This is a genomic window from Fenollaria timonensis (genome assembly GCF_001457835.1).
Taxonomy (GTDB): domain Bacteria; phylum Bacillota; class Clostridia; order Tissierellales; family Peptoniphilaceae; genus Fenollaria; species Fenollaria timonensis.
Genome location: NZ_LN898229.1, coordinates 555072 through 573564, shown reverse-complemented (window position 1 = coordinate 573564; position 18493 = coordinate 555072). Strand labels below are relative to the sequence as shown.

The window sequence follows — 18493 nt, the reverse complement described above, 5'->3', positions numbered from 1 at the left end:
TTAATAGAAAGTCAATTTATATGGATTAAAATATATATGTAAAATTGTTTATATAAAAGAGCAATAAAAAAGACAAGTACTTTAATACTTATCTTTAGAAATTTTTTATATTTTCAATGAGATTTATTTATTTGCTCAATCGAGCCGCATCAATAATTTTGTAGGAAAATTTGATGGATTGTGCGAAATGGAGCTTCGAGGCAAGCGGAATGTATAGTCATACCTGAGCATTGCCGAAAAGCGAATGAGCGCAAGGCGCAAATTTAACACAAAATTATAAACCCAGATTCGGATCAACCTCAAAATCCAGATCCAGCCCCTGCTTATTCTTCAAAAATTCCAAATACCCTTGCGCCCCTATCATCGCGGCATTATCTGTGGTATAAACGGCCTTCGGGTAATATAGTTTAAAGTCATGTGCCTGCTCTTCTTTAGCAAGCGCCTCACGTAGCGCCTTATTATTCGATACGCCGCCCGCAAGTACTATCTTGTCATAGCCGAGCTCATCTTTCAAATCGACTGCCTTCTTCGCGAGTACATCGACTGCGGCTTTTTGAAAGGAGGCTGCGACGTCGGCTTTATTCACTTCTTGACCTCTTTGCTCCTCGTTGTGCAAATAATTTAGCACGGCTGTTTTTAGTCCCGAGAAACTAAAGTTGTAGTCGCCCGACTTCATCATAACTCGTGGAAGCTCGATGGCATCTGGATTTCCTTCCATAGCAAGCTTCTCTATCTCTGGTCCCCCCGGATACGGTAGTCCCAAGGCTCTGGCAACCTTGTCAAAGGATTCGCCTGCCGCGTCATCGAGTGTCCTGCCGACTAAATCATAGTCGTAATAGTCCTTCATATTTACAAGGTAAGTGTGGCCGCCTGAAACGACTAGCGAGACAAACGGCGGCTTCAAGCCATCTGTCGTTATGTAATTTGCTGCGATATGCCCCTTCATGTGATTTACTGGCACTATCGGCACATCCATTGACATCGCTAAGGCTTTTGCAAATGAGACGCCAACTAAAAGGGCTCCGATCAATCCCGGTCCCCTCGTTACAGAGATAAATTCTATTTCGGATAAGTTAGTTTTTGCCTCATTTAGTGCCTCTTCCAAAACTGCCGAGATCGCTTCGATGTGCATTCTTGACGCAATTTCAGGCACTACGCCCCCGAATTCTCTGTGCGTTGCTATTTGCGTTGCTATGACATTTGACAAAACTTCCAAATCGTCCAATATGGCGATCGATGTCTCATCGCATGAACTTTCTATCGCTAAATGTTTCACTTTCTCCTCCACATAATCGCCGCATCTTCACCATGGTAATAGTTTTTGCGGACGCTTTCCTTTTTAAAATCGTATTTTTCGTATAAGCTTATCGCTTTAAAATTGCCCATCCGAACTTCTAGTGCAATGGCTTTGCCTTCCGCTTCCTCAATCGCCTTGGCTAATAGCCTTGCTCCTATGCCCTTTCCTCTCATTTCTTCCGAGACCGCTATGTGCATCAGGTCTGCCTCGTCATAGAGAATCTTGATGTCTACAAAACCTTGCACGGCTCCCTCTTCGTCCATATATACAAAGGCCCTGGAGCTTTCAGTTTTTAGCTCGCTTTCAATAACGCCCATCGTCCACGAATCGTCAGTCTTTGACAAAATCTCGTATATGGCCCTCGCGTCATTAGGCTCTGCCCGTCTAATCACTTTTTATCTTCCTCGGCTTGCGATGACTTCATATATATAGGTATCGCGCCGTATCTATCTTCGGCTGTCATCTCATCCATGTGGTCTATAACATAGTCAAGGACTTCCTTGGCTATGGGTTCGTTCTCTCTATAAACTCCTGCGATGACATTAGCCTCGAACTTTTCCTTATATTTTCCATAGAAATCGCCCGGCATAATGACAGTACCGTCAAGGCCATTAACGATACTAATTAGCTCATCAAGTGTGTAAATCCTTTCGTCCTTTATCATCTCAAATTGATTTTCATAGCTATAAAGCGCCGCAAAGGCTCTATCGCGTCTCGCGTCAATCGCTGGAACGATGTATTTAAGCCCCTTGTAGCGATAGCTCATCGCCTTAAGCGAAGACACGGTGTAAATTGGTTTATCGTCCTTAAAGCTAAAGGCCTTAATCATGGCGGCGGCTATCCTAAGTCCTGTGAAGGAACCGGGTCCCTTCGATACGGCAAAGGCGTCGATCTCGTCCACTTTTAGACCAAAGATGTCTAAAATCTCCTTTGCCATCAGGGCAAGCTTTTCAGAGGCGCTTCTATCGTATGAAACGTTGAACTCGCCTCTCACAACGCCGTCAACTGCAAGCGCTGCGCTTATATATCTACTTGAACTGTCTAAACTTAAAATCTTCATATTACCTCTAATAATCAAAATTCGTTTCTAAAATCCGGCTCTCGCCGTCCTTAATTAGGCTTATCTTTTTCGCGTCTTTGAACTCATTCTCAATCGCTTCAGGCCACTCAATTAGGCTCACTGCGCCACTATCGTATAGGTAGTCATCCAGTCCTAGCGTATCTATGTCGATGGACTTTGTCAGTCTATATAGGTCGAAGTGGTATATCGCCATGCCCTCTGCCTTATAAACGTTCATGATTGCGAAGGTTGGGCTTGTTACGTAATCATCTGAACCAAGCGCCTTGACTATGGTCTTGGTGATGGTCGTCTTGCCGGCACCCATTTCCCCTTTTAAAAGAATAATGTCACCTATATCGATTTTCTTCGCTATACGCTCGGCGGCGCGCCTTGTATCATCCAGTGTTTTCAGTACTTCTCTCATATTACGCCTCCCTCACGTGATCAAGGTAAGCGTAGATAAACTTGTCGATGTCGCCGTCAATGACTTTTTGCACTTCGAGATTCTCCACATCTGTCCTATGGTCCTTGACAAGCATGTAGGGATTGAAGATGTAAGAGCGGATTTGCGAGCCCCACGCAATCTGCGAGTAGTCGCCTGTAAGCTCATCTATGGTCTTTTTGCGCTCCTCTTCCTTCAGCTGAACAAGTTTACCGTACAAAATACGAAGGGCGACCTCTTTATTTTGCTTTTGGCTCCTTTCGTTTTGGCAAGTTGCGACCACGCCAGTTGGTATATGCGTGATACGAACCGCTGAATCAGTGGTGTTGACGGATTGGCCGCCAGCGCCTTGTGAGCGGTAGTAGTCTATCTTTAAATCCTCTTCCTTTATATCTATAGCAATATTTTCATCTATATCAGGGAAGACGTCGACCGAGGCAAAGCTTGTGTGCCTCTTCTTTTGCGCGTCGAAGGGCGATATCCTAACAAGTCTGTGAACCCCGCGCTCTGCCTTTAAAAAGCCATAAGCGTAGGCACCAAGGACCTTGAAATAAACGCTTCTTATGCCGCCTTCAGTGTCAGCTAGATAATCGATGACCTCAAGCTTATAGTCATGGTCCGCCGCCCATCTCGTATACATGCGGTAGAGCATCTCCGCCCAGTCTTGAGCGTCGGTGCCGCCAGTACCTGCGTGTATCGATACGACCGCGCCATTCTTGTCGTAGTCGCCGTCAAGTAGCGTCCTCACCTTAAGTTCTTCGAGCGCCTTGTCTATTGACTCCGCCAAATCATGTAGAGCCTTATAGTTATCAGGTCTTTCCTCTTCGTAGAGCTCGATGTAGACGCCCATGTCCTCAAGATTTGATCCTATCTCCTCGTAGCTATTTAGAGGCGTAGTAACGTCCTTAAGCTGGTCAATCACTAGATCTGCCGCGTCTTTGTCGTCCCAGAATGACGGCTCAGCCATCTTTCTCTCAAGCTTCGTCTTAGTCTCTCTTAGACCATCAGCGTCAAAGATAGTCCCCTAACTTGATGTATCTCTCATTAAAATTCGCGTAATCTTCCTTATACTCTTGTAATGTCTTCATTACTCATTCCTTCCACAGCAGTTTTTGTACTTCTTGCCGCTTCCGCATGGGCAAGGATCGTTCCTGCCAACTTTTTTAGTTTTTCTAACATATGGCTTCTTCTTTTCTCCAGCATTATCGCCTTCAAAGCCTTCTTTTATATTCTTATTTTGCTCTCTTCTCTTAACCTTGTTTGGATCTTCAACATGGAATAAAATCCTTAAAGTGTCTTCCTTAATCGCTTCGTTCATCGCCTCAAACATGTCAAAGCCTTCAATTGCATAGGCCCTAGCAGGGTCCTCTTGCGCCATGGACCTAAGTCCAATACCTTGCTTCAACTGATCCATCGCGTCGATGTGATCCATCCACTTGTCGTCAACAACTTGTAGAAGCACGATTCTCTCTATCTCTCTGAACTTTTCAGGAGTAAATTCATTTTCCTTCGCTTCGTATTTTTTAAGCGTGTGCTCTGTAAGCATGTCAATTAGCTCATCCTTGAGAATGTCCTTAGTGTTTAGGCCGCTAATATCTTCCATATCTATATCGAAAATGGCCTTAAGGTGCATGAATAAGCTCTTGAAGTCCCAATCACCACAGTCTTCTTTTTCAAAAGTCATGGTATTTACAAAACCCGCTATGACATCCTTGATCATGGCTGTGATATTGTCCCTAAAATCAGCGCCTTCAAGCAGTTTCTTTCTCTCAGCGTAGATAACTTCTCTTTGCTTGTTCATTACGTCATCGTACTTAAGAACGTGCTTTCTGATACCGTAGTTGTTTCCTTCGACCTTTCTTTGAGCCGACTCAATCAGCCTTGTCAATACTGGCGATTTTATCGAGTCGCCTTCAGGCATCTTCATCATGTCGATGGCGTTTTTAAATCTGTCGCCGCCAAATAGACGCATTAAGTCGTCTTCAGCCGATATATAGAATGTCGATGAACCGGGGTCGCCTTGTCTGCCGGCACGACCACGGAGTTGATTGTCGATACGTCTTGACTCGTGTCTTTCAGTACCGATGATGTGTAAGCCACCCGCATCAATAACCTTAGCCTTTTCCTCTTGAAGTTCCTTCTTATATTGTTCAACGTATTCGTCGTATTCTTTTCTATTCTTTAGTATTTCACTGTCCTTTGTGTCTTCGTGCGAGTCAACTTGAGCCATCTCTTCTTCAGATAGACCCTTTCTTCTCATCGCTTGCTTCGCCATAAATTCAGGGTTACCGCCTAAGATGATGTCGGTACCACGGCCCGCCATGTTAGTCGCTATCGTAACTTGACCCAAACGGCCCGCTTGAGCAACGATCTCCGCTTCTTTGTCGTGGAACTTCGCGTTTAAGACCTCATGCTTAATGCCAGTCTTTTTAAGTAGTTTCGATAGTTCTTCCGACTTTTCTATGGATATAGTTCCGACTAGAACCGGTTGACCCGTTTCGTGTCTAGCCTTGATATCATCAATAACTGCGCCGAATTTCTCAGCCTCAGTCCTATAAATCTCGTCAGGATTGTCCACTCTGATAACAGGCTTGTTAGTCGGTATCTCAATAACGTCCATGTGGTAGATGTCTTGGAATTCCTCTTCTTCAGTCTTTGCAGTACCAGTCATACCCGAAAGTTTCTTGTACATTCTAAAGTAGTTTTGGAAAGTAATAGTCGCCAAAGTCTTCGACTCGCTCCTAACCTCAAGACCTTCCTTCGCCTCAATCGCTTGGTGCAGACCATCCGAGTAACGTCTACCAAACATCAAACGGCCAGTAAACTCGTCAACAATGATGATCTCGCCATCTTTCACAACATAGTCCTTGTCCTTCTTCATAAGGCTCCTAGCCTTCATCGCTTGATTAATATGGTGAATGATCTCCATATTCTCAATGTCAGAAAGGTTTTCAACCTTGAAAAATTCCTCAGCCTTCTTAGTACCAAGCTCTGTTAATAGCACAGAACGGTCCTTTTCGTTGACAACGTAGTCCTTAGTCTCTTCCTCCTCTTCCTCTTGCTTAACAAACCTATCAAGCGGGTCAATCTTTTCGTCAGGGTCTTGCACCCTAACCGATAGACGCGATACAAAAGTCTTTGCAAGCTCATAAAGATCAGTAGATTTGTCACCTTGACCAGATATTATTAATGGTGTTCTCGCCTCATCTATTAAAATAGAGTCCACTTCGTCGACAATCGCGTAGTTTAAGTCCCTTTGCACCATATTTTCCTTGTAGATAACCATGTTATCCCTTAAGTAGTCGAAACCAAATTCATTGTTAGTACCATAAGTAATGTCCGCTGCGTAAGCCATTTTCCTATCTTCCTTAGGCATATCATGCACGATGCAGCCAACAGATAGACCAAGATATTCAAAAACCTTGCCCATCCAGTCCCTGTCACGCTTTGCAAGGTAGTCGTTCACAGTAACGATGTGTACACCCTTGCCCTCAAGCGCATTTAAGTAAGCCGGCATAGTCTCAACCAAAGTTTTACCTTCACCAGTTTTCATCTCAGCGATGCGGCCTTGATGCAAAATGATGCCGCCCTCGACTTGCACCCTGTATGGCGTCATGCCTAGAACCCTCTTCGAAGCTTCCCTAACAGTCGCAAACGCCTCTGGCAAAATGTCATCAAGCGTTTCACCGCCCTTAAGTCTTTCCTTTAATTTATTAGTATTATCCTTTAATTCCTCGTCCGATAGCTTCGAGTATTCATCCTCCAAAGCCATAACCTCTTCAACTTGTGATCTGTTCTTTTTAATAGCCCTGTCCGAAGTAGAGCCAAATATTTTTGAGAATAATCCCATCTTTTCACCTTCTTTAAATTACTTCACCCTTTATTATACCCGATAATCGATTAAAATTCAAGAACTTGAAAAATATTTTATGAGTAATAGCCCTGACTATGCGCATGGCCTTGCCCCCTTCGACTGATTTTGCTTGAGTAATGATGGGTGGATGGTATATGCTGGGCAGATGGTATATGCTGGGCGATTGATTTTTTCTTCTACTTACACTTTTCTTCCTTTATATATATAATGCCTAAGTTTTTGAATCACAATAATGCTTTTGCAAAAAAGTCTTCTTTTTAGATATAAAATACGTAAGTATTTTTTATCGCAAGAAAAGTTTCGCAAAAACTTTTCTTTTATAAAGGCGAGATAATATTATTAAAAAACGTTTTTCACGAGAAACGCTTTTTGCTAAATCTGTTTTGTAAAGTATATTTTACATTCACAAGCCCATTTCCCTAAAAATCAAAAAAATTATGGTGATTTTACATATTTTACACAAACTTTACAATTGTCACACAAAATCTTAATAATATAACTCTATAATCAACTTGTAAAAATAATTTAAAGGAGTGTTATTTAAAAATGACAAAAAAATTAATTTCATTATTGCTAGTACTTGTATTAGCATTCTCTCTAGTAGCTTGCTCTAAGGACGAAGAAAAACCAGCTGAAACAGCTACTGAAACAAAAACAGAAGAAAAGACTGAAGAAAAAACTGAAGAACAAGCACCTGAAACTTCTAACGAACCTATCACTGTAATCTCAAGAGAAGACGGTTCTGGTACTAGAGGAGCTTTCATCGAAATCACTGGTATCGAAGAAAAGGACGGAGACACTAAGGTTGACAGAACTACTGTTGACGCTGTTGTTCAAAAATCTACTAACGCTGTTCTGATGACTGTTAATGGTGACAAGAACGCCATCGGTTACATCTCTTTAGGTTCTTTAAACGATAGCGTTAAAGCTGCTAAGGTTGAAGGCGTTGAAGCTAGTAGCGATAACGTTCTTGACGGTTCATACAAGATCGCAAGACCATTCAACATTGTTTATAAGGGCGAAGCAGACGGACTTAAGAAGGACTTCATCGACTTTATGATGTCTAAGGAAGGTCAAGAAATGGTTCTTGAAAACAAATATGTTCAAGTTGACACAGCAGCAGCTGAATACAAACAAAATTCTCAATCTGGTAAGCTTGTAGTTGGTGGATCAACTTCTGTTACTCCACTTATGGAAAAGTTCGCTGAAAAATACATGGAAATGTATCCAGACGTTAAGATTGAAATCCAATCAACTGGATCATCTGCTGGTATCCAAGCAGCTATCGAAGGTGCAGCTGATTTAGGTATGGCATCAAGAGACTTATCTGACGAAGAAAAGGCTGAACTAACTAACGTAGTTATCGCTAAAGACGGTATCGCTGTTATAGTTAACAACGAAAACGCAATCGAAGATTTAACTCTTGATCAAATCAAAGCCATCTTCGTAGGTGAAACAAAAACTTGGGGAGATATTAAATAATTTAGACTAAAAGAAAATTTCTTGAGGAGGGCCAGATTTGAGCCCTCCATAATTTTATAAGGAGTAATTATGAATAAAAATTTTAAAGAGAATTTCATGAAGTATTTCTTCTTTGTCATCTCTCTAATATCTGTCTTTGCTCTATTACTTATATGCTACTTCATTTTTTCCGAGGGCATTCCCTTTGTAAAAGAGTACGGACTAAAAGCATTTTTATTTGGCAAAGTATGGGCTCCTAGAAACGTTCCAGCGTCTTATGGTATCGTGTCAATGGTAGTTGGCTCGGTGTATACAACGCTCGGCGCCATCATCATAGGTCTGCCTATAGGACTCTTGACTGCCATATATATGGCATTCTACGCCAATAAAAAAGCATACAAAATACTGGAGCCAGCCGTTCAGCTAATGGCGGGCATCCCTTCAATTGTATATGGTTTCTTTGCCCTTGTAGTTATTGTGCCACTTGTAAGAAAGGCGTTTGGCGGTGACGGCATGAATATAATAACGGCTTCCCTACTTCTAGGAATAATGATACTTCCAACTATAATCTCCATTTGTGAGTCATCATTAAGGGCCGTCCCAAAATCATTCTACCAAGGTTCAGTAGCACTCGGCGCAAGTAAGGAAATAAGCATATTTAAAGTCGTTGTACCTGCCGCAAAGAGCGGGATTATCTCCTCTTTCATCTTAGGCATCGGTAGAGCGATAGGTGAAACTATGGCTGTTTACTTAATTGCGGGTAATCAGCCTAGGATCCCGACTTCCATTACACAAGGGGTTAGAACACTTACAACAAATATAGTTATAGAGATGGCATACGCTACACCAAAGCATAGACAAGGACTTATCGCGACCGCCATGGTCCTATTCATCTTCATTTTGATAATTAACACTATATTCTACTTTATAAAAGGAAGTGAAAAGAATTATGAGTAAATTTTTAAAAATATTGATCAAAGTCGCTGCCTACTTCACTTTGGCTACACTTGTCTTCATAATCCTTTACATTTCTGTCAATGGCCTACCAAATTTAAAGCCATCATTATTTGCGCTTAAGTACACAACAGAGAACGTATCGATGCTACCAAGCTTAATTGTAACGCTTGTAGTCGTTGTACTCACTTTACTCGTTGCCGTGCCTATAGGCGTTGCGAGCGCCATCTACTTAAGTGAATACTCTAAGAAGGGCTCGAAAATCGTAAAGATCATTAGGCTTGGTACTGAGTCACTAGCTGGTATCCCGTCTATCATCTACGGTCTATTTGGTATGATCTTCTTTGTATACGAGCTTCAGATGCAATACTCGATTATGGCCTGTGTATTAACAGCCATCATCATGGTTTTGCCAATTATAATAAGAACTTCGGAAGAAGCGATACTAGCTGTGCCTGACTCGTTTAGAAAGGCCTCCTTTGGTCTAGGCGCAGGAAAGCTATCGACGATATTCAAAGTAGTTTTACCTCCAGCTATGAACGGGATTTTGGCAGGTATTATACTTTCTATAGGTAGAATCGTCGGCGAAACTGCTGCATTTATCTACACTCTAGGTACTGCGACTGCCATGCCAAAGGCGCTTAATGAATCAGGAAGGACGCTTGCCCTACACATGTATGTACTAAGTGACGAGGGCTTCCACGTTGAAGCAAGCTTTGCAACTGCCTTTGTTTTACTAGTTGTGGTTGTAATTATCAATATGCTTTCAACAAAATTATCAAGAAAGGTTATGAAATAATGAATAAAATTGAAGTTAAAAACGTTGACCTCTTTTATGGTGATTTTCAGGCGCTAAAGAATGTGTCTATGGATATGCCTGAGAATAAAATTACGGCTTTCATCGGCCCATCTGGCTGTGGTAAGTCAACGCTATTAAAGAGCTTAAATAGAATGAATGATCTTGTCGATGGTGTAAAAATCACTGGCGAAATCACTTTGGATGGCGAGGACATCTACGCTCCAAAAGTTGATGTGAACGAGCTTCGTAAGAGGGTCGGCATGGTTTTTCAGCAGCCAAATCCATTTAGCATGTCTATATACGATAACATTGCTTATGGCCCTCGTGTTCACGGAATTAAGAAGAAAAAGGACCTTGACATCATAGTAGAAAGATCACTACAAGGTGCGGCTCTTTGGGATGAAGTAAAGGATAAACTAAAGAGAAACGCGCTTCAAATATCTGGTGGACAGCAACAAAGGCTTTGCATAGCAAGGGCGCTAGCTGTTGAACCGGAAGTTCTACTAATGGACGAACCGACATCGGCTCTTGACCCAATATCGACATCGAAGATTGAAGAATTATGCGAATCACTTAAGGACCGCTACACCATCGTCATCGTGACTCACAACATGCAACAAGCGGCTCGTATATCGGACTACTGCTCCTTCTTCTTTGAAGGCGAAATCATTGAATCGGATCAAACGAGCGCCATTTTCCAAAATCCAAAAAATAAAAAGACTGAAGACTATATCACTGGTAGATTCGGTTAAAAAAGGGGTATAATCATGGTAAGAACAAGATACATTAATGAATTAGAAAATTTAAAGAATGAAATCATTTTATATAGTGCTATCGTTGAAAAGATGCTGATGGACATGAAGGTGACTATAGAGACGGCTGCGGAGGATGTGGATATCAAAGATCAGCTTCAAGAGATCGAGAGTAAAGAGGACGAAATTCGCGAGTATAACAGAAACATCGAGACTCTATGTCTTAAGATCATGTCGACTCAACAACCGGTTGCGAAGGATTTAAGGTTTGTTTCGTCTACTTTAAACATCATCAGAAACGTTGAAAAGATTGGTGGACACGTGATTGAAGTCGCTGGCCTACTTAATTTTGTAAGTATCGGCGAGGACTTCACTGAAGAGATATTGGATATGTGCCTATCAACTAAGAAGATGTTAAAGAGCGCGATTGACGCCTTTATAACTGGCGATTTGGAAGAGAGCTACAAGGTCATCGCCTCTGACGACAAGATTGACGCTTTATTCAGCCACATAATGAGTGAGGTCGTAGAGAAGATTGGCGATAAAAAAGATGACGCTCTAAGGCTTATAGACATCATACAAATTGCGAAGTACTTCGAAAGAATCGGCGACAACGCAGAATCTATCGCGGACTGGAGCGTATTTTCAATCACTTCTAAGCACTATGAGTAGGAGGAGCTATGATATATATAGTTGAAGACGACAGGAGCATTAGGGACTTAGTTCTATATGCACTGCACAATGAAAATTACAAGGCTGAAGGCTTTGAGAATGCTGATGAGTTCTTCGCAAGAGTTAAAAAAGAACTGCCAACGCTAGTTATGCTCGACATCATGCTGCCTGGCACAAGCGGACTTGAAATACTTGATCAAATGAAGAGAGATGCCGCACTAAAGAACATCCCCGTAATTATGCTAACAGCTAAGACTACTGAGTTTGACAAGATTACGGGGCTCGATAGAGGCGCTGATGACTACATCACAAAGCCATTTAGCGTCTTGGAGCTCTTGGCAAGGGTCAGAGCCCTTCTTAGACGCAGCAAAGTTAACGCTGGCGACGTACTTGACTACGCCGGCATAAGACTCGACTACGATAAAAGAACCGCAACAGTTGATGGCGAGCCCATCTCCCTTACTTATAAAGAGTTTGAGCTCTTATACTTTTTACTATCGAACCCAAACATCGTCCTAACAAGAGACAGGATTATAGAGAAGATCTGGGGCTACGATTTTGAAGGAGAGACAAGAACTGTTGACGTTCACATCGCTTCGATTAGATCGAAGATTGAGCCATATCAAGGCGTTATCAAAACTATCAGAAGCCTTGGCTATAAGGTTGGTGACGAAAAATGAAGAAAAAACTAAACATCACCTACTCCATTTGCTTTTTTCTAACTATACTAATATCCGTCTCGCTAACAGTGCTTATAACATACAAAAATACTAGCGCAAACGAGCTTAGAGACCTACAAGACGAATTGAAACTCGCTTCGCAAATGAACGTAGAGACATTAGAAAAGATCGGCACCTTTAATAACAATATCCGTGCAACTGTAGTAGATCCAAGTGGCGCAGTCATCTATGATAACTTCTCTGACCCATCTACTATGGAGAACCATGCTGATAGAAAAGAGATTAAAGAAGCCTTAAGTGGCGACATCGGCAAAGACGTGAGACTATCCAATACACTTAATAAAGACACATACTACTACGCTTCTCTCATGGCGGACGGCAACGTAATAAGGCTATCAAAGCAAACAGAATCAATACTTGGCTCATTTATGAAAGTAGTTCCACTTATACTACTTATGTCAATTCTACTTATTCTAGTGCTTTTACTAATAAACAAAAAACTCGTAGACAAACTGCTATTGCCTATCGATTACGCTGCAGAGCACTTACACAGAGACGATTTCAATACAGCTAAGATCGACGTTTACGACGAACTAAGTCCATTCATAAGGACTATAGAGAGAAAAAATAAAGACATCAAAGGCTATATAGAAAGCCTTGAAACTAAGGAATCAACAGTAAATGAGATACTTAGAAACATGAACGAAGGCTTGGTACTCATTGACACTGACTTAAAAGTCGTTCAGCTCAACGACGCATCGAAGAAGCTATTTAAGTCAAATATGCAAACTGATTATACGGGCATGGACGTCGTGAGACTAACAAGGAGCCAAGAGGTATCGACTAGACTAAATGATTTAATTCAAACACACAAGGCATCGAGCTTCGAGATCATGGTCGACGAAGACAACCTAAAGATATATCTTTCCCCAATTGAGAATGGCAATGCCCTTACAGGCATCATCATGCTAGTTCTTGACGTAAACGACGAGAAAAAGGCTGAAAAGCTTAGACGAGAATTCTCCGCGAACGTTTCGCACGAGCTAAAGAGCCCACTCACATCGATATCTGGTTACGCCGAGCTAATTAAGAACGGCATGGTTAAGGAAGAAGATATCAAAAAATTCTCCGGCATCATCTTTGACGAAGCAGGTCAAATGCTACGCTTGATCGATAACATCATCATGATATCGAAGCTAGATGAAAGACCACAGCTAAAGAGCGAAGAAGAGGTTTCGATTAAAGAGACTATAGACAATATCTTAGAGCTATATAAGGGCAAAATTGACGCGAAAAATTTATCAGTAGAGTGCCATATCGAAGATGGACTTAAGAAAAACGTGCCACTTGGCATGCTTTCGGAGCTTTACAGAAATTTAATCTCAAATGCTATCAAGTACAATAAAGATGGCGGCAAGCTTACAATATCCGTCGAAAAACGCGGGGACAATATCATAAGCAAAATTTCAGACACAGGAATCGGCCTTGAGAAAGACGAAATCCCTCGTATATTCGAGCGCTTCTACATGGTCGACAAGGGAAGAAATAGAAATACAAACTCAACAGGCCTTGGTCTATCCATAGTGAAACATATAGTTGAGGATATGGGTGGAACGATTGATGTGATGAGCGAAGTAGGCAAAGGAACTACTATGAAAGTGATCTTCAAAGCTTAGTTCGCATTAAGAAGAACCTCGTCCATATGGACGAGAACCTTGGTGCTGCGCACTCGCGCCCTTGAACTAATAGTGAGAAAAGTGATTTTCACGAGCGCAGCATTCGGAATAAATTGCATTAATTTCTTAATGAAGATGTCTGCCCGAAAATTCATCTAGTTGAGCGTAGCGAACGAATATGAATTTTCAAGACATCGAGTTTAGAAATTAACAATTTATGTAGACCAGCAAGCGAAGGAAAACAATTTTCGATGTGCAATGCTCGAGTACTTTTGTACACTCCGCTTGCTTCGTCAGTCCACATCGTCCAATCATCGCGTTTGCTCTGCGAAGTCCCATGGTCGAGTTATGGTCCACAGTAAAATAAATAATTTTTGTGAATAAAGAAATTTTTATTAAAAAAATATTTCAGATTCAAACTGGCCCTTGAGCTTGCTCTGCGAAGTCTCATGGTCATAGTAAGATTCATGGTAAAAATGATTAAGCTAGTGAATAAAGAAATATTTATTAAAAAGAAATGAATGTTTGTCATTCGATTTGCAACTAATCAAAAAATGATACACTTTACAAAAATGAAAGCTGTGAGAAAAAATTCTCACAGCTTTGTTTATGTTTATTCTATTTCGCCAATCCGTAAGTTTGCTCCACGTTTGTTATGAAGATTATTCCCTTTCCTTGCTCTTCAATCCCAGTTTCTTTTCTTATCGACTCAACTATGTCCTTAGTTTTTGCTTCTTCTGATATAATCAAGACGATCTCTTTCTCGGGTTCGATGAGCATATTAAAGACTTTGCGCGCTTCTTCGCTGCCCGAGCCTCTCGCGTGCATAACAGTTCCGCCTCTTGAGCCAGCTTTTTCAGCTGCTTCGATCACGTCGTCTGCATTTCCTTTTTCAACTATAGTATATATGGCGTTGTACATATTTTCACCTCTTTTAATATTTTTACTTCCATTAGCATTATCTTCAGTGCCAAAGACGTTGAATGCGCTCTCGATGTAGGCAATTCCGTGGTTTGGCTTGTCCATTTCAAGTTTTTCTACTAAATAATCAGCAAGATCCGTGATCTCCTCAGTCTTTCCGAAGAGCATAAGAACTGCTTTTTTCTTGTCGTTTAGACCTAAGTAGTCAAATATTGTCCTAGATGCAGTGCCTCTGCCTAGCATGGCTACTGAGGCTGTAACGCCTTTCTCATCAGCTAAATGCAAGACTTTGCTCGCTTTATTCTGTTCAACTATAACGACTAGCATTTCTAAGTGACGAGACTTTAAACTACGCATTCTTCACTCCCCCTTTTTCATGTTTCAGATAGAATAGACCAAGTATTTGCAGCGCAATTAGAGGCGTCATCGCTACCATGGCAATGGTACCAAAGCCGTCTATAAGTAGGTCCGCTGTTGGTGTTGAGGCTGCAACGCCTTGTGCATAAGCAAGGATAATTGTCGCAGTCATTGGTCCTGAGGCAACGCCGCCTGAGTCAAAGGCGATGCCGACGAATAGGTTTGGCACTTTTTTCATTATCAAAAATGTTATGATATAGCCCGGTAGCAGTACGTGCCATAGCTGCATGCCAGGAACTAGTATTTTCAGTATAGACAAGGCAACCGCGATGCCGACACCTATTGACAAAGTCATAAGTACGACTGATTTTTTGATTGAGCCCGCCGTAACGGCTTCGATTTGGTTCGTAAGTACGTGAACTGCAGGCTCCGCAAGTATAGTCAGTACGCCCATCAGAAAGGCGATGGCAACGATGAAGGCCTTGCTGTGCTCTGTGGCTAGCACGTGACCTATGTAGCGGCCGACGTCCATAAATCCGCTGTTTACGCCGACTAAAAAGATTACAAGTCCCACAAATGTTAAAACGCAGCCGGTTGCGACTCTTGCGTTTGCCCTCTTCGAATTATGGAAGAAGATCATGTTGCAGATCGTGTAAATCACGATTATGGGTAGAAGTGCGATGATTATCTCTTTTGCGACTATCGGCGCCTCGTGGATGAAGTGCGAGAAAATGCCCGGCTCTGCCGCCACGGCAATGTCTGGAACCTCACCAAACTCTGGTTTTGATAGCATTCCAAGTAACAGTGCACCGATGATGGCGCCTGCTGAAGCGATGCCAACTAGGCCAAAGGAGTCGTCTTCGGACTTTTGGCTGTCTTTGTTAATGGCGGAGGCACCTGCGGATAAAGCAAGTAAAAATGGTACAGTCAGTGCCCCAGTTGTCGCTCCTGAAGCATCAAAGGATACTGCTAGGAAGAACTGGTCTAAAAGCACTGCAAGTACGAGTATTACGCCATATGTAAGCATTAAAAACTTCTTTAGCGAATACACTTTTACTATACGCACCATGCCAAGTGAAATAAGTAAAGCGACACCCATTGACACAAGCATAACTAGTGTTGACTTCGATACGACGCCCAGAGTCACCTGGCCAACTTGATCTGCCAAGATATGTAAATCCGGCTCAGCTATTGAAATGACAAAGCCTAGGACAAGTCCCATGAGCGCTATGACCCAAAGTTTACCGCTCTTAACGGCTGCGTTACCGAAGCTGTCGCCCATAGGCGTGATGCCAAGGTCGACGCCGATCAAAAATATTGTCAGTCCCAAAAGTATGAAGACCGCGCCCAATAAAAAGCGTATGAAGACATCGCTCTCTAGCGGAACCACTGTAAAATTCAGTATCACAACGAGTAGCGATATCGGCAAAACGGTCGCTAGGACTTCTTTAAATTTCTCTTTAATCAAAATGTCACTTCCTTCTAGTCAAATTTGTTTATTTCTTTAGACAAGTAAAATCATTAACACTATTATAATGGAAAAGTGCCCAAATTTCAAGCTATTTCTCAATTAAGTAGCGCCAGTAACGCTTTGGCATATTTGAAATCATCAGCTTTTCATTGCGTCTCTCATCTATGGCAATTGTCTTGTAAAAGTCTTTCCAAGCCTCTTCGAAGAACTTTTCTCTTTCGCTAATGGCGTAGTCAAGAGATTTTAGCTCCAAAAACTCGACCTTCCCCTTCATGTGCATGGCGGCCATCCCGCGCTTCACGTCAGCGATTACGAAGTTTATAGTAGGGAGCCTCTTCACAAAATGAGGAACGATAAGGGTCAAGATGTCATTCTTCGGCTCAAACTCAGCTAGCATCACGCCTCCCTCGACCTCTTTGAAGCGGAGTAGACCTTTGTAGGAATGGTTTTCACTTAAAACATTTCTACGTATGCGTCGAAACTCGCTCGCAGCCTTCTCTGAGGAAAAGATGTAGCCGTAGCCGTGCTCGAAGACGCCTTTGATGGCCCTGATTAATATATCTTCTTTATTAGTATCACAGGATAAAAATACTGCCACTATCTCCCTCATGAAACGCTTCGGAAACTTGTCCTCAAGCGCTTTGAGTACGCGAGTGGCCCCTGCCATATCCGTGGCGATAAAGACCTTGGTGTCAAATAAGGAACCTTGATCATCGGACATGAATTTGGCGCGCTCGATGTCCTCGTAAAGCTCGAAGATGACCGTCATGAGGCCTTCGAAGCTCCTGTCGTAATCAAAATAGCGATAGCTGTTCATTGAGATTCACCTTATCCATGAGTTTTATGCGCAAATTTTCGCGTGTATCGATCTTGCCGCCTCTGTAGACGCCGCCTACTGTGATGAAGTATTTAGCACGCTTTAAGGAGATGTGCATGTTCTCAAGCGACGTGTACGATAGCTTGGCAAAGCGCCTTGCATTGATAATCTTGTGGCAGGTCGTCGGGCCAAAACCGGGCACGCGAAGAAGCTCTTCGTAGCTCGCTTTGTTGACCTCGATCGGGAAGAGCTCGATATGATTAATCGCCCAAAACGCCTTGGGATCAAGGTCCAGGTCGAGCATGGGACTTTTGCGCGAAACGATTTCGTAGGGCTTGAACTTGTAGAAGCGCATCAGCCAATCCGCTTGATAGATGCGGTGCTCACGTAATAGTGGAGCGGCTTTGATGCCACTCGTGTACTTCGATTTAACGACAGGAACGAAAGCCGAATAATACACGCGCTTCATGCTAAAGCCCTTATAAAGCAGCGACGCCTTCGTGATTATCGTCTCGTCACTTTCATTCGCGGCGCCTATAATCATTTGCGTGGTTTGCCCAGCCGGGGCAATGAGTGGCGCACTCTTGTACTTCAACCTGTCCTCTTTGTTCTCATCTATTGCCAGCTTTATATTGTTCATGGGCTTCATGATGCCCTCAGTAGTTTTCTGCGGAGCAAGCATTTTAAGGGACTGTTCGGTCGGCAGCTCAATATTCACCGACACCCTATCGATCAGGGACGATAGCTTTGTGACCAGCTCTTTTGAAGCGCCCGGTATGACCTTCATATGTATATAGCCATTAAAGTGATAGGTGTTACGAAGGAGCTCAGCCGTTCTAATAAGCTGCTCCATGGTGTAGTCGGGGCTTTTGATGACTGCGCTTGAGAGGAAAAGGCCCTCGATGTAGTTACGGATGTAGAAGTTCATAGTGAGCTCGGCGACCTCTTCGGGCGTGAACGAGGCACGCGCGACATCGTTCGAAGCGCGGTTGATGCAGTACTCGCAGTCGTAGATGCAAACGTTTGTGAATAGAATTTTAAGTAGCGATATGCAGCGGCCGTCCTCAGACCAGCTGTGACAGATGCCTGATGAGGCGGCGTTACCAATGCCTCCTGCGTTTTTGCGCGAAGAATTAGACGAAGAGCATGAGGCATCGTACTTCGCCGAGTCAGATAAAATTTTGAGTTTCACCTTTAAATCCATAGTATCACCTGAGTATATTGTATCACTAAATGGCGATTTTGGCAAGATATGGGCGG

17 protein-coding genes are annotated in these 18493 nt (G+C 42.6%); 7 read left to right on the top strand and 10 right to left on the bottom strand.

Translation table 11 applies throughout. The annotated features are described in order from the left end of the window. Positions 1-274: 274 nt before the first annotated feature. The 6 genes from tsaD to secA all read right to left on the bottom strand — a co-directional run bounded on the left by tsaD (position 275) and on the right by secA (position 6649). The gene (gene tsaD / locus BN3004_RS02675) at positions 275-1288 is read right to left on the bottom strand and encodes a tRNA (adenosine(37)-N6)-threonylcarbamoyltransferase complex transferase subunit TsaD (protein WP_196792463.1); all 1014 of its coding nucleotides are present in this window, start codon (positions 1286-1288) and stop codon (positions 275-277) included. Then, on the bottom strand, positions 1273-1689 hold the full coding sequence (gene rimI / locus BN3004_RS02670; RefSeq protein ID WP_058259718.1) for a ribosomal protein S18-alanine N-acetyltransferase: 417 nt from the start codon (positions 1687-1689) through the stop codon (positions 1273-1275). Before rimI ends, tsaD begins: the two co-directional genes overlap by 16 nt. Then, complete coding sequence (gene tsaB, locus BN3004_RS02665) at positions 1686-2357, bottom strand: tRNA (adenosine(37)-N6)-threonylcarbamoyltransferase complex dimerization subunit type 1 TsaB (protein WP_058259717.1); 672 nt, start codon at positions 2355-2357, stop codon at positions 1686-1688. Before tsaB ends, rimI begins: the two co-directional genes overlap by 4 nt. A 7-nt stretch (positions 2358-2364) precedes the next feature. After that, positions 2365-2781 (bottom strand): tRNA (adenosine(37)-N6)-threonylcarbamoyltransferase complex ATPase subunit type 1 TsaE, encoded by a 417-nt coding sequence (gene tsaE / locus BN3004_RS02660; protein ID WP_058259716.1) that lies wholly within the window; start codon positions 2779-2781, stop codon positions 2365-2367. Position 2782: 1 nt separating this feature from the next. Next, positions 2783-3887, bottom strand: a protein-coding gene (gene prfB, locus BN3004_RS02655; protein ID WP_148344900.1) for a peptide chain release factor 2 whose coding sequence is annotated in 2 segments (ribosomal slippage) — positions 2783-3811 and positions 3813-3887 — 1104 coding nt in all. Because the reading frame shifts where the segments join, the coding sequence is not laid out codon by codon here. Continuing rightward, positions 3887-6649, bottom strand: a complete 2763-nt coding sequence (gene secA, locus BN3004_RS02650) for a preprotein translocase subunit SecA (protein WP_058259714.1) — start codon at positions 6647-6649, stop codon at positions 3887-3889. The genes prfB and secA overlap by 1 nt, the downstream gene beginning before the upstream one ends. A gap of 570 nt (positions 6650-7219) precedes the next feature. Between secA and BN3004_RS02645 the strand changes: the two genes are divergently transcribed. The 7 genes from BN3004_RS02645 to BN3004_RS02615 all read left to right on the top strand — a co-directional run bounded on the left by BN3004_RS02645 (position 7220) and on the right by BN3004_RS02615 (position 13667). Further along, on the top strand, positions 7220-8155 hold the full coding sequence (locus BN3004_RS02645; RefSeq protein WP_058259713.1) for a substrate-binding domain-containing protein: 936 nt from the start codon (positions 7220-7222) through the stop codon (positions 8153-8155). 69 nt (positions 8156-8224) lie between these two features. Further along, positions 8225-9091 carry a phosphate ABC transporter permease subunit PstC gene (gene pstC / locus BN3004_RS02640; protein WP_058259712.1) on the top strand — a complete coding sequence of 289 codons (867 nt, stop codon included), beginning with the start codon at positions 8225-8227 and terminating at the stop codon, positions 9089-9091. Next, positions 9084-9887: a phosphate ABC transporter permease PstA gene (pstA, locus tag BN3004_RS02635; RefSeq protein ID WP_058259711.1), complete on the top strand. Its 804-nt coding sequence runs from the start codon at positions 9084-9086 to the stop codon at positions 9885-9887. The genes pstC and pstA overlap by 8 nt, the downstream gene beginning before the upstream one ends. Further along, positions 9887-10639: a phosphate ABC transporter ATP-binding protein PstB gene (gene pstB / locus BN3004_RS02630; RefSeq protein WP_058259710.1), complete on the top strand. Its 753-nt coding sequence runs from the start codon at positions 9887-9889 to the stop codon at positions 10637-10639. The genes pstA and pstB overlap by 1 nt, the downstream gene beginning before the upstream one ends. Before the next feature lie 15 nt (positions 10640-10654). Next, entirely contained in the window at positions 10655-11311 is a 657-nt protein-coding gene (gene phoU, locus BN3004_RS02625; RefSeq protein ID WP_058259709.1) for a phosphate signaling complex protein PhoU, read from the top strand. 8 nt (positions 11312-11319) lie between these two features. After that, a complete protein-coding gene (locus tag BN3004_RS02620) occupies positions 11320-11991 on the top strand; it encodes a response regulator (RefSeq protein ID WP_058259708.1) in 672 nt (223 codons plus the stop codon). Continuing rightward, on the top strand, positions 11988-13667 hold the full coding sequence (locus BN3004_RS02615) for an ATP-binding protein (RefSeq protein WP_058259707.1): 1680 nt from the start codon (positions 11988-11990) through the stop codon (positions 13665-13667). The genes BN3004_RS02620 and BN3004_RS02615 overlap by 4 nt, the downstream gene beginning before the upstream one ends. Positions 13668-14285: 618 nt before the next feature. Here BN3004_RS02615 and BN3004_RS02610 read toward each other — a convergent pair. The 4 genes from BN3004_RS02610 to BN3004_RS02595 form a co-directional block, all read right to left on the bottom strand. Continuing rightward, positions 14286-14945 (bottom strand): P-II family nitrogen regulator, encoded by a 660-nt coding sequence (locus tag BN3004_RS02610; RefSeq protein WP_058259706.1) that lies wholly within the window; start codon positions 14943-14945, stop codon positions 14286-14288. Continuing rightward, positions 14938-16413 carry a DUF1538 domain-containing protein gene (locus BN3004_RS02605; RefSeq protein WP_082244054.1) on the bottom strand — a complete coding sequence of 492 codons (1476 nt, stop codon included), beginning with the start codon at positions 16411-16413 and terminating at the stop codon, positions 14938-14940. The genes BN3004_RS02610 and BN3004_RS02605 overlap by 8 nt, the downstream gene beginning before the upstream one ends. Before the next feature lie 91 nt (positions 16414-16504). Beyond that, positions 16505-17185, bottom strand: coding sequence for a TIGR03915 family putative DNA repair protein (locus BN3004_RS02600; protein WP_242854185.1), 681 nt, complete (start codon positions 17183-17185; stop codon positions 16505-16507). A 25-nt stretch (positions 17186-17210) separates the two neighbouring features. Next, entirely contained in the window at positions 17211-18437 is a 1227-nt protein-coding gene (locus BN3004_RS02595) for a putative DNA modification/repair radical SAM protein (protein WP_058259704.1), read from the bottom strand. Between the last annotated feature and the right edge of the window lie 56 nt (positions 18438-18493).

Coding starts and splice junctions, on each gene's coding strand:
- BN3004_RS02645 (WP_058259713.1), top strand. CDS start 7,220: ATGACAAAAAAATTAATTTCATTATTGCTAGTACTTGTATTAGCATTC.
- secA (WP_058259714.1), bottom strand. CDS start 6,649: ATGGGATTATTCTCAAAAATATTTGGCTCTACTTCGGACAGGGCTATT.
- BN3004_RS02615 (WP_058259707.1), top strand. CDS start 11,988: ATGAAGAAAAAACTAAACATCACCTACTCCATTTGCTTTTTTCTAACT.
- tsaB (WP_058259717.1), bottom strand. CDS start 2,357: ATGAAGATTTTAAGTTTAGACAGTTCAAGTAGATATATAAGCGCAGCG.
- pstC (WP_058259712.1), top strand. CDS start 8,225: ATGAATAAAAATTTTAAAGAGAATTTCATGAAGTATTTCTTCTTTGTC.
- BN3004_RS02600 (WP_242854185.1), bottom strand. CDS start 17,185: ATGACGGTCATCTTCGAGCTTTACGAGGACATCGAGCGCGCCAAATTC.
- BN3004_RS02610 (WP_058259706.1), bottom strand. CDS start 14,945: ATGCGTAGTTTAAAGTCTCGTCACTTAGAAATGCTAGTCGTTATAGTT.
- BN3004_RS02595 (WP_058259704.1), bottom strand. CDS start 18,437: ATGGATTTAAAGGTGAAACTCAAAATTTTATCTGACTCGGCGAAGTAC.
- tsaE (WP_058259716.1), bottom strand. CDS start 2,781: ATGAGAGAAGTACTGAAAACACTGGATGATACAAGGCGCGCCGCCGAG.
- phoU (WP_058259709.1), top strand. CDS start 10,655: ATGGTAAGAACAAGATACATTAATGAATTAGAAAATTTAAAGAATGAA.
- BN3004_RS02620 (WP_058259708.1), top strand. CDS start 11,320: ATGATATATATAGTTGAAGACGACAGGAGCATTAGGGACTTAGTTCTA.
- pstB (WP_058259710.1), top strand. CDS start 9,887: ATGAATAAAATTGAAGTTAAAAACGTTGACCTCTTTTATGGTGATTTT.
- pstA (WP_058259711.1), top strand. CDS start 9,084: ATGAGTAAATTTTTAAAAATATTGATCAAAGTCGCTGCCTACTTCACT.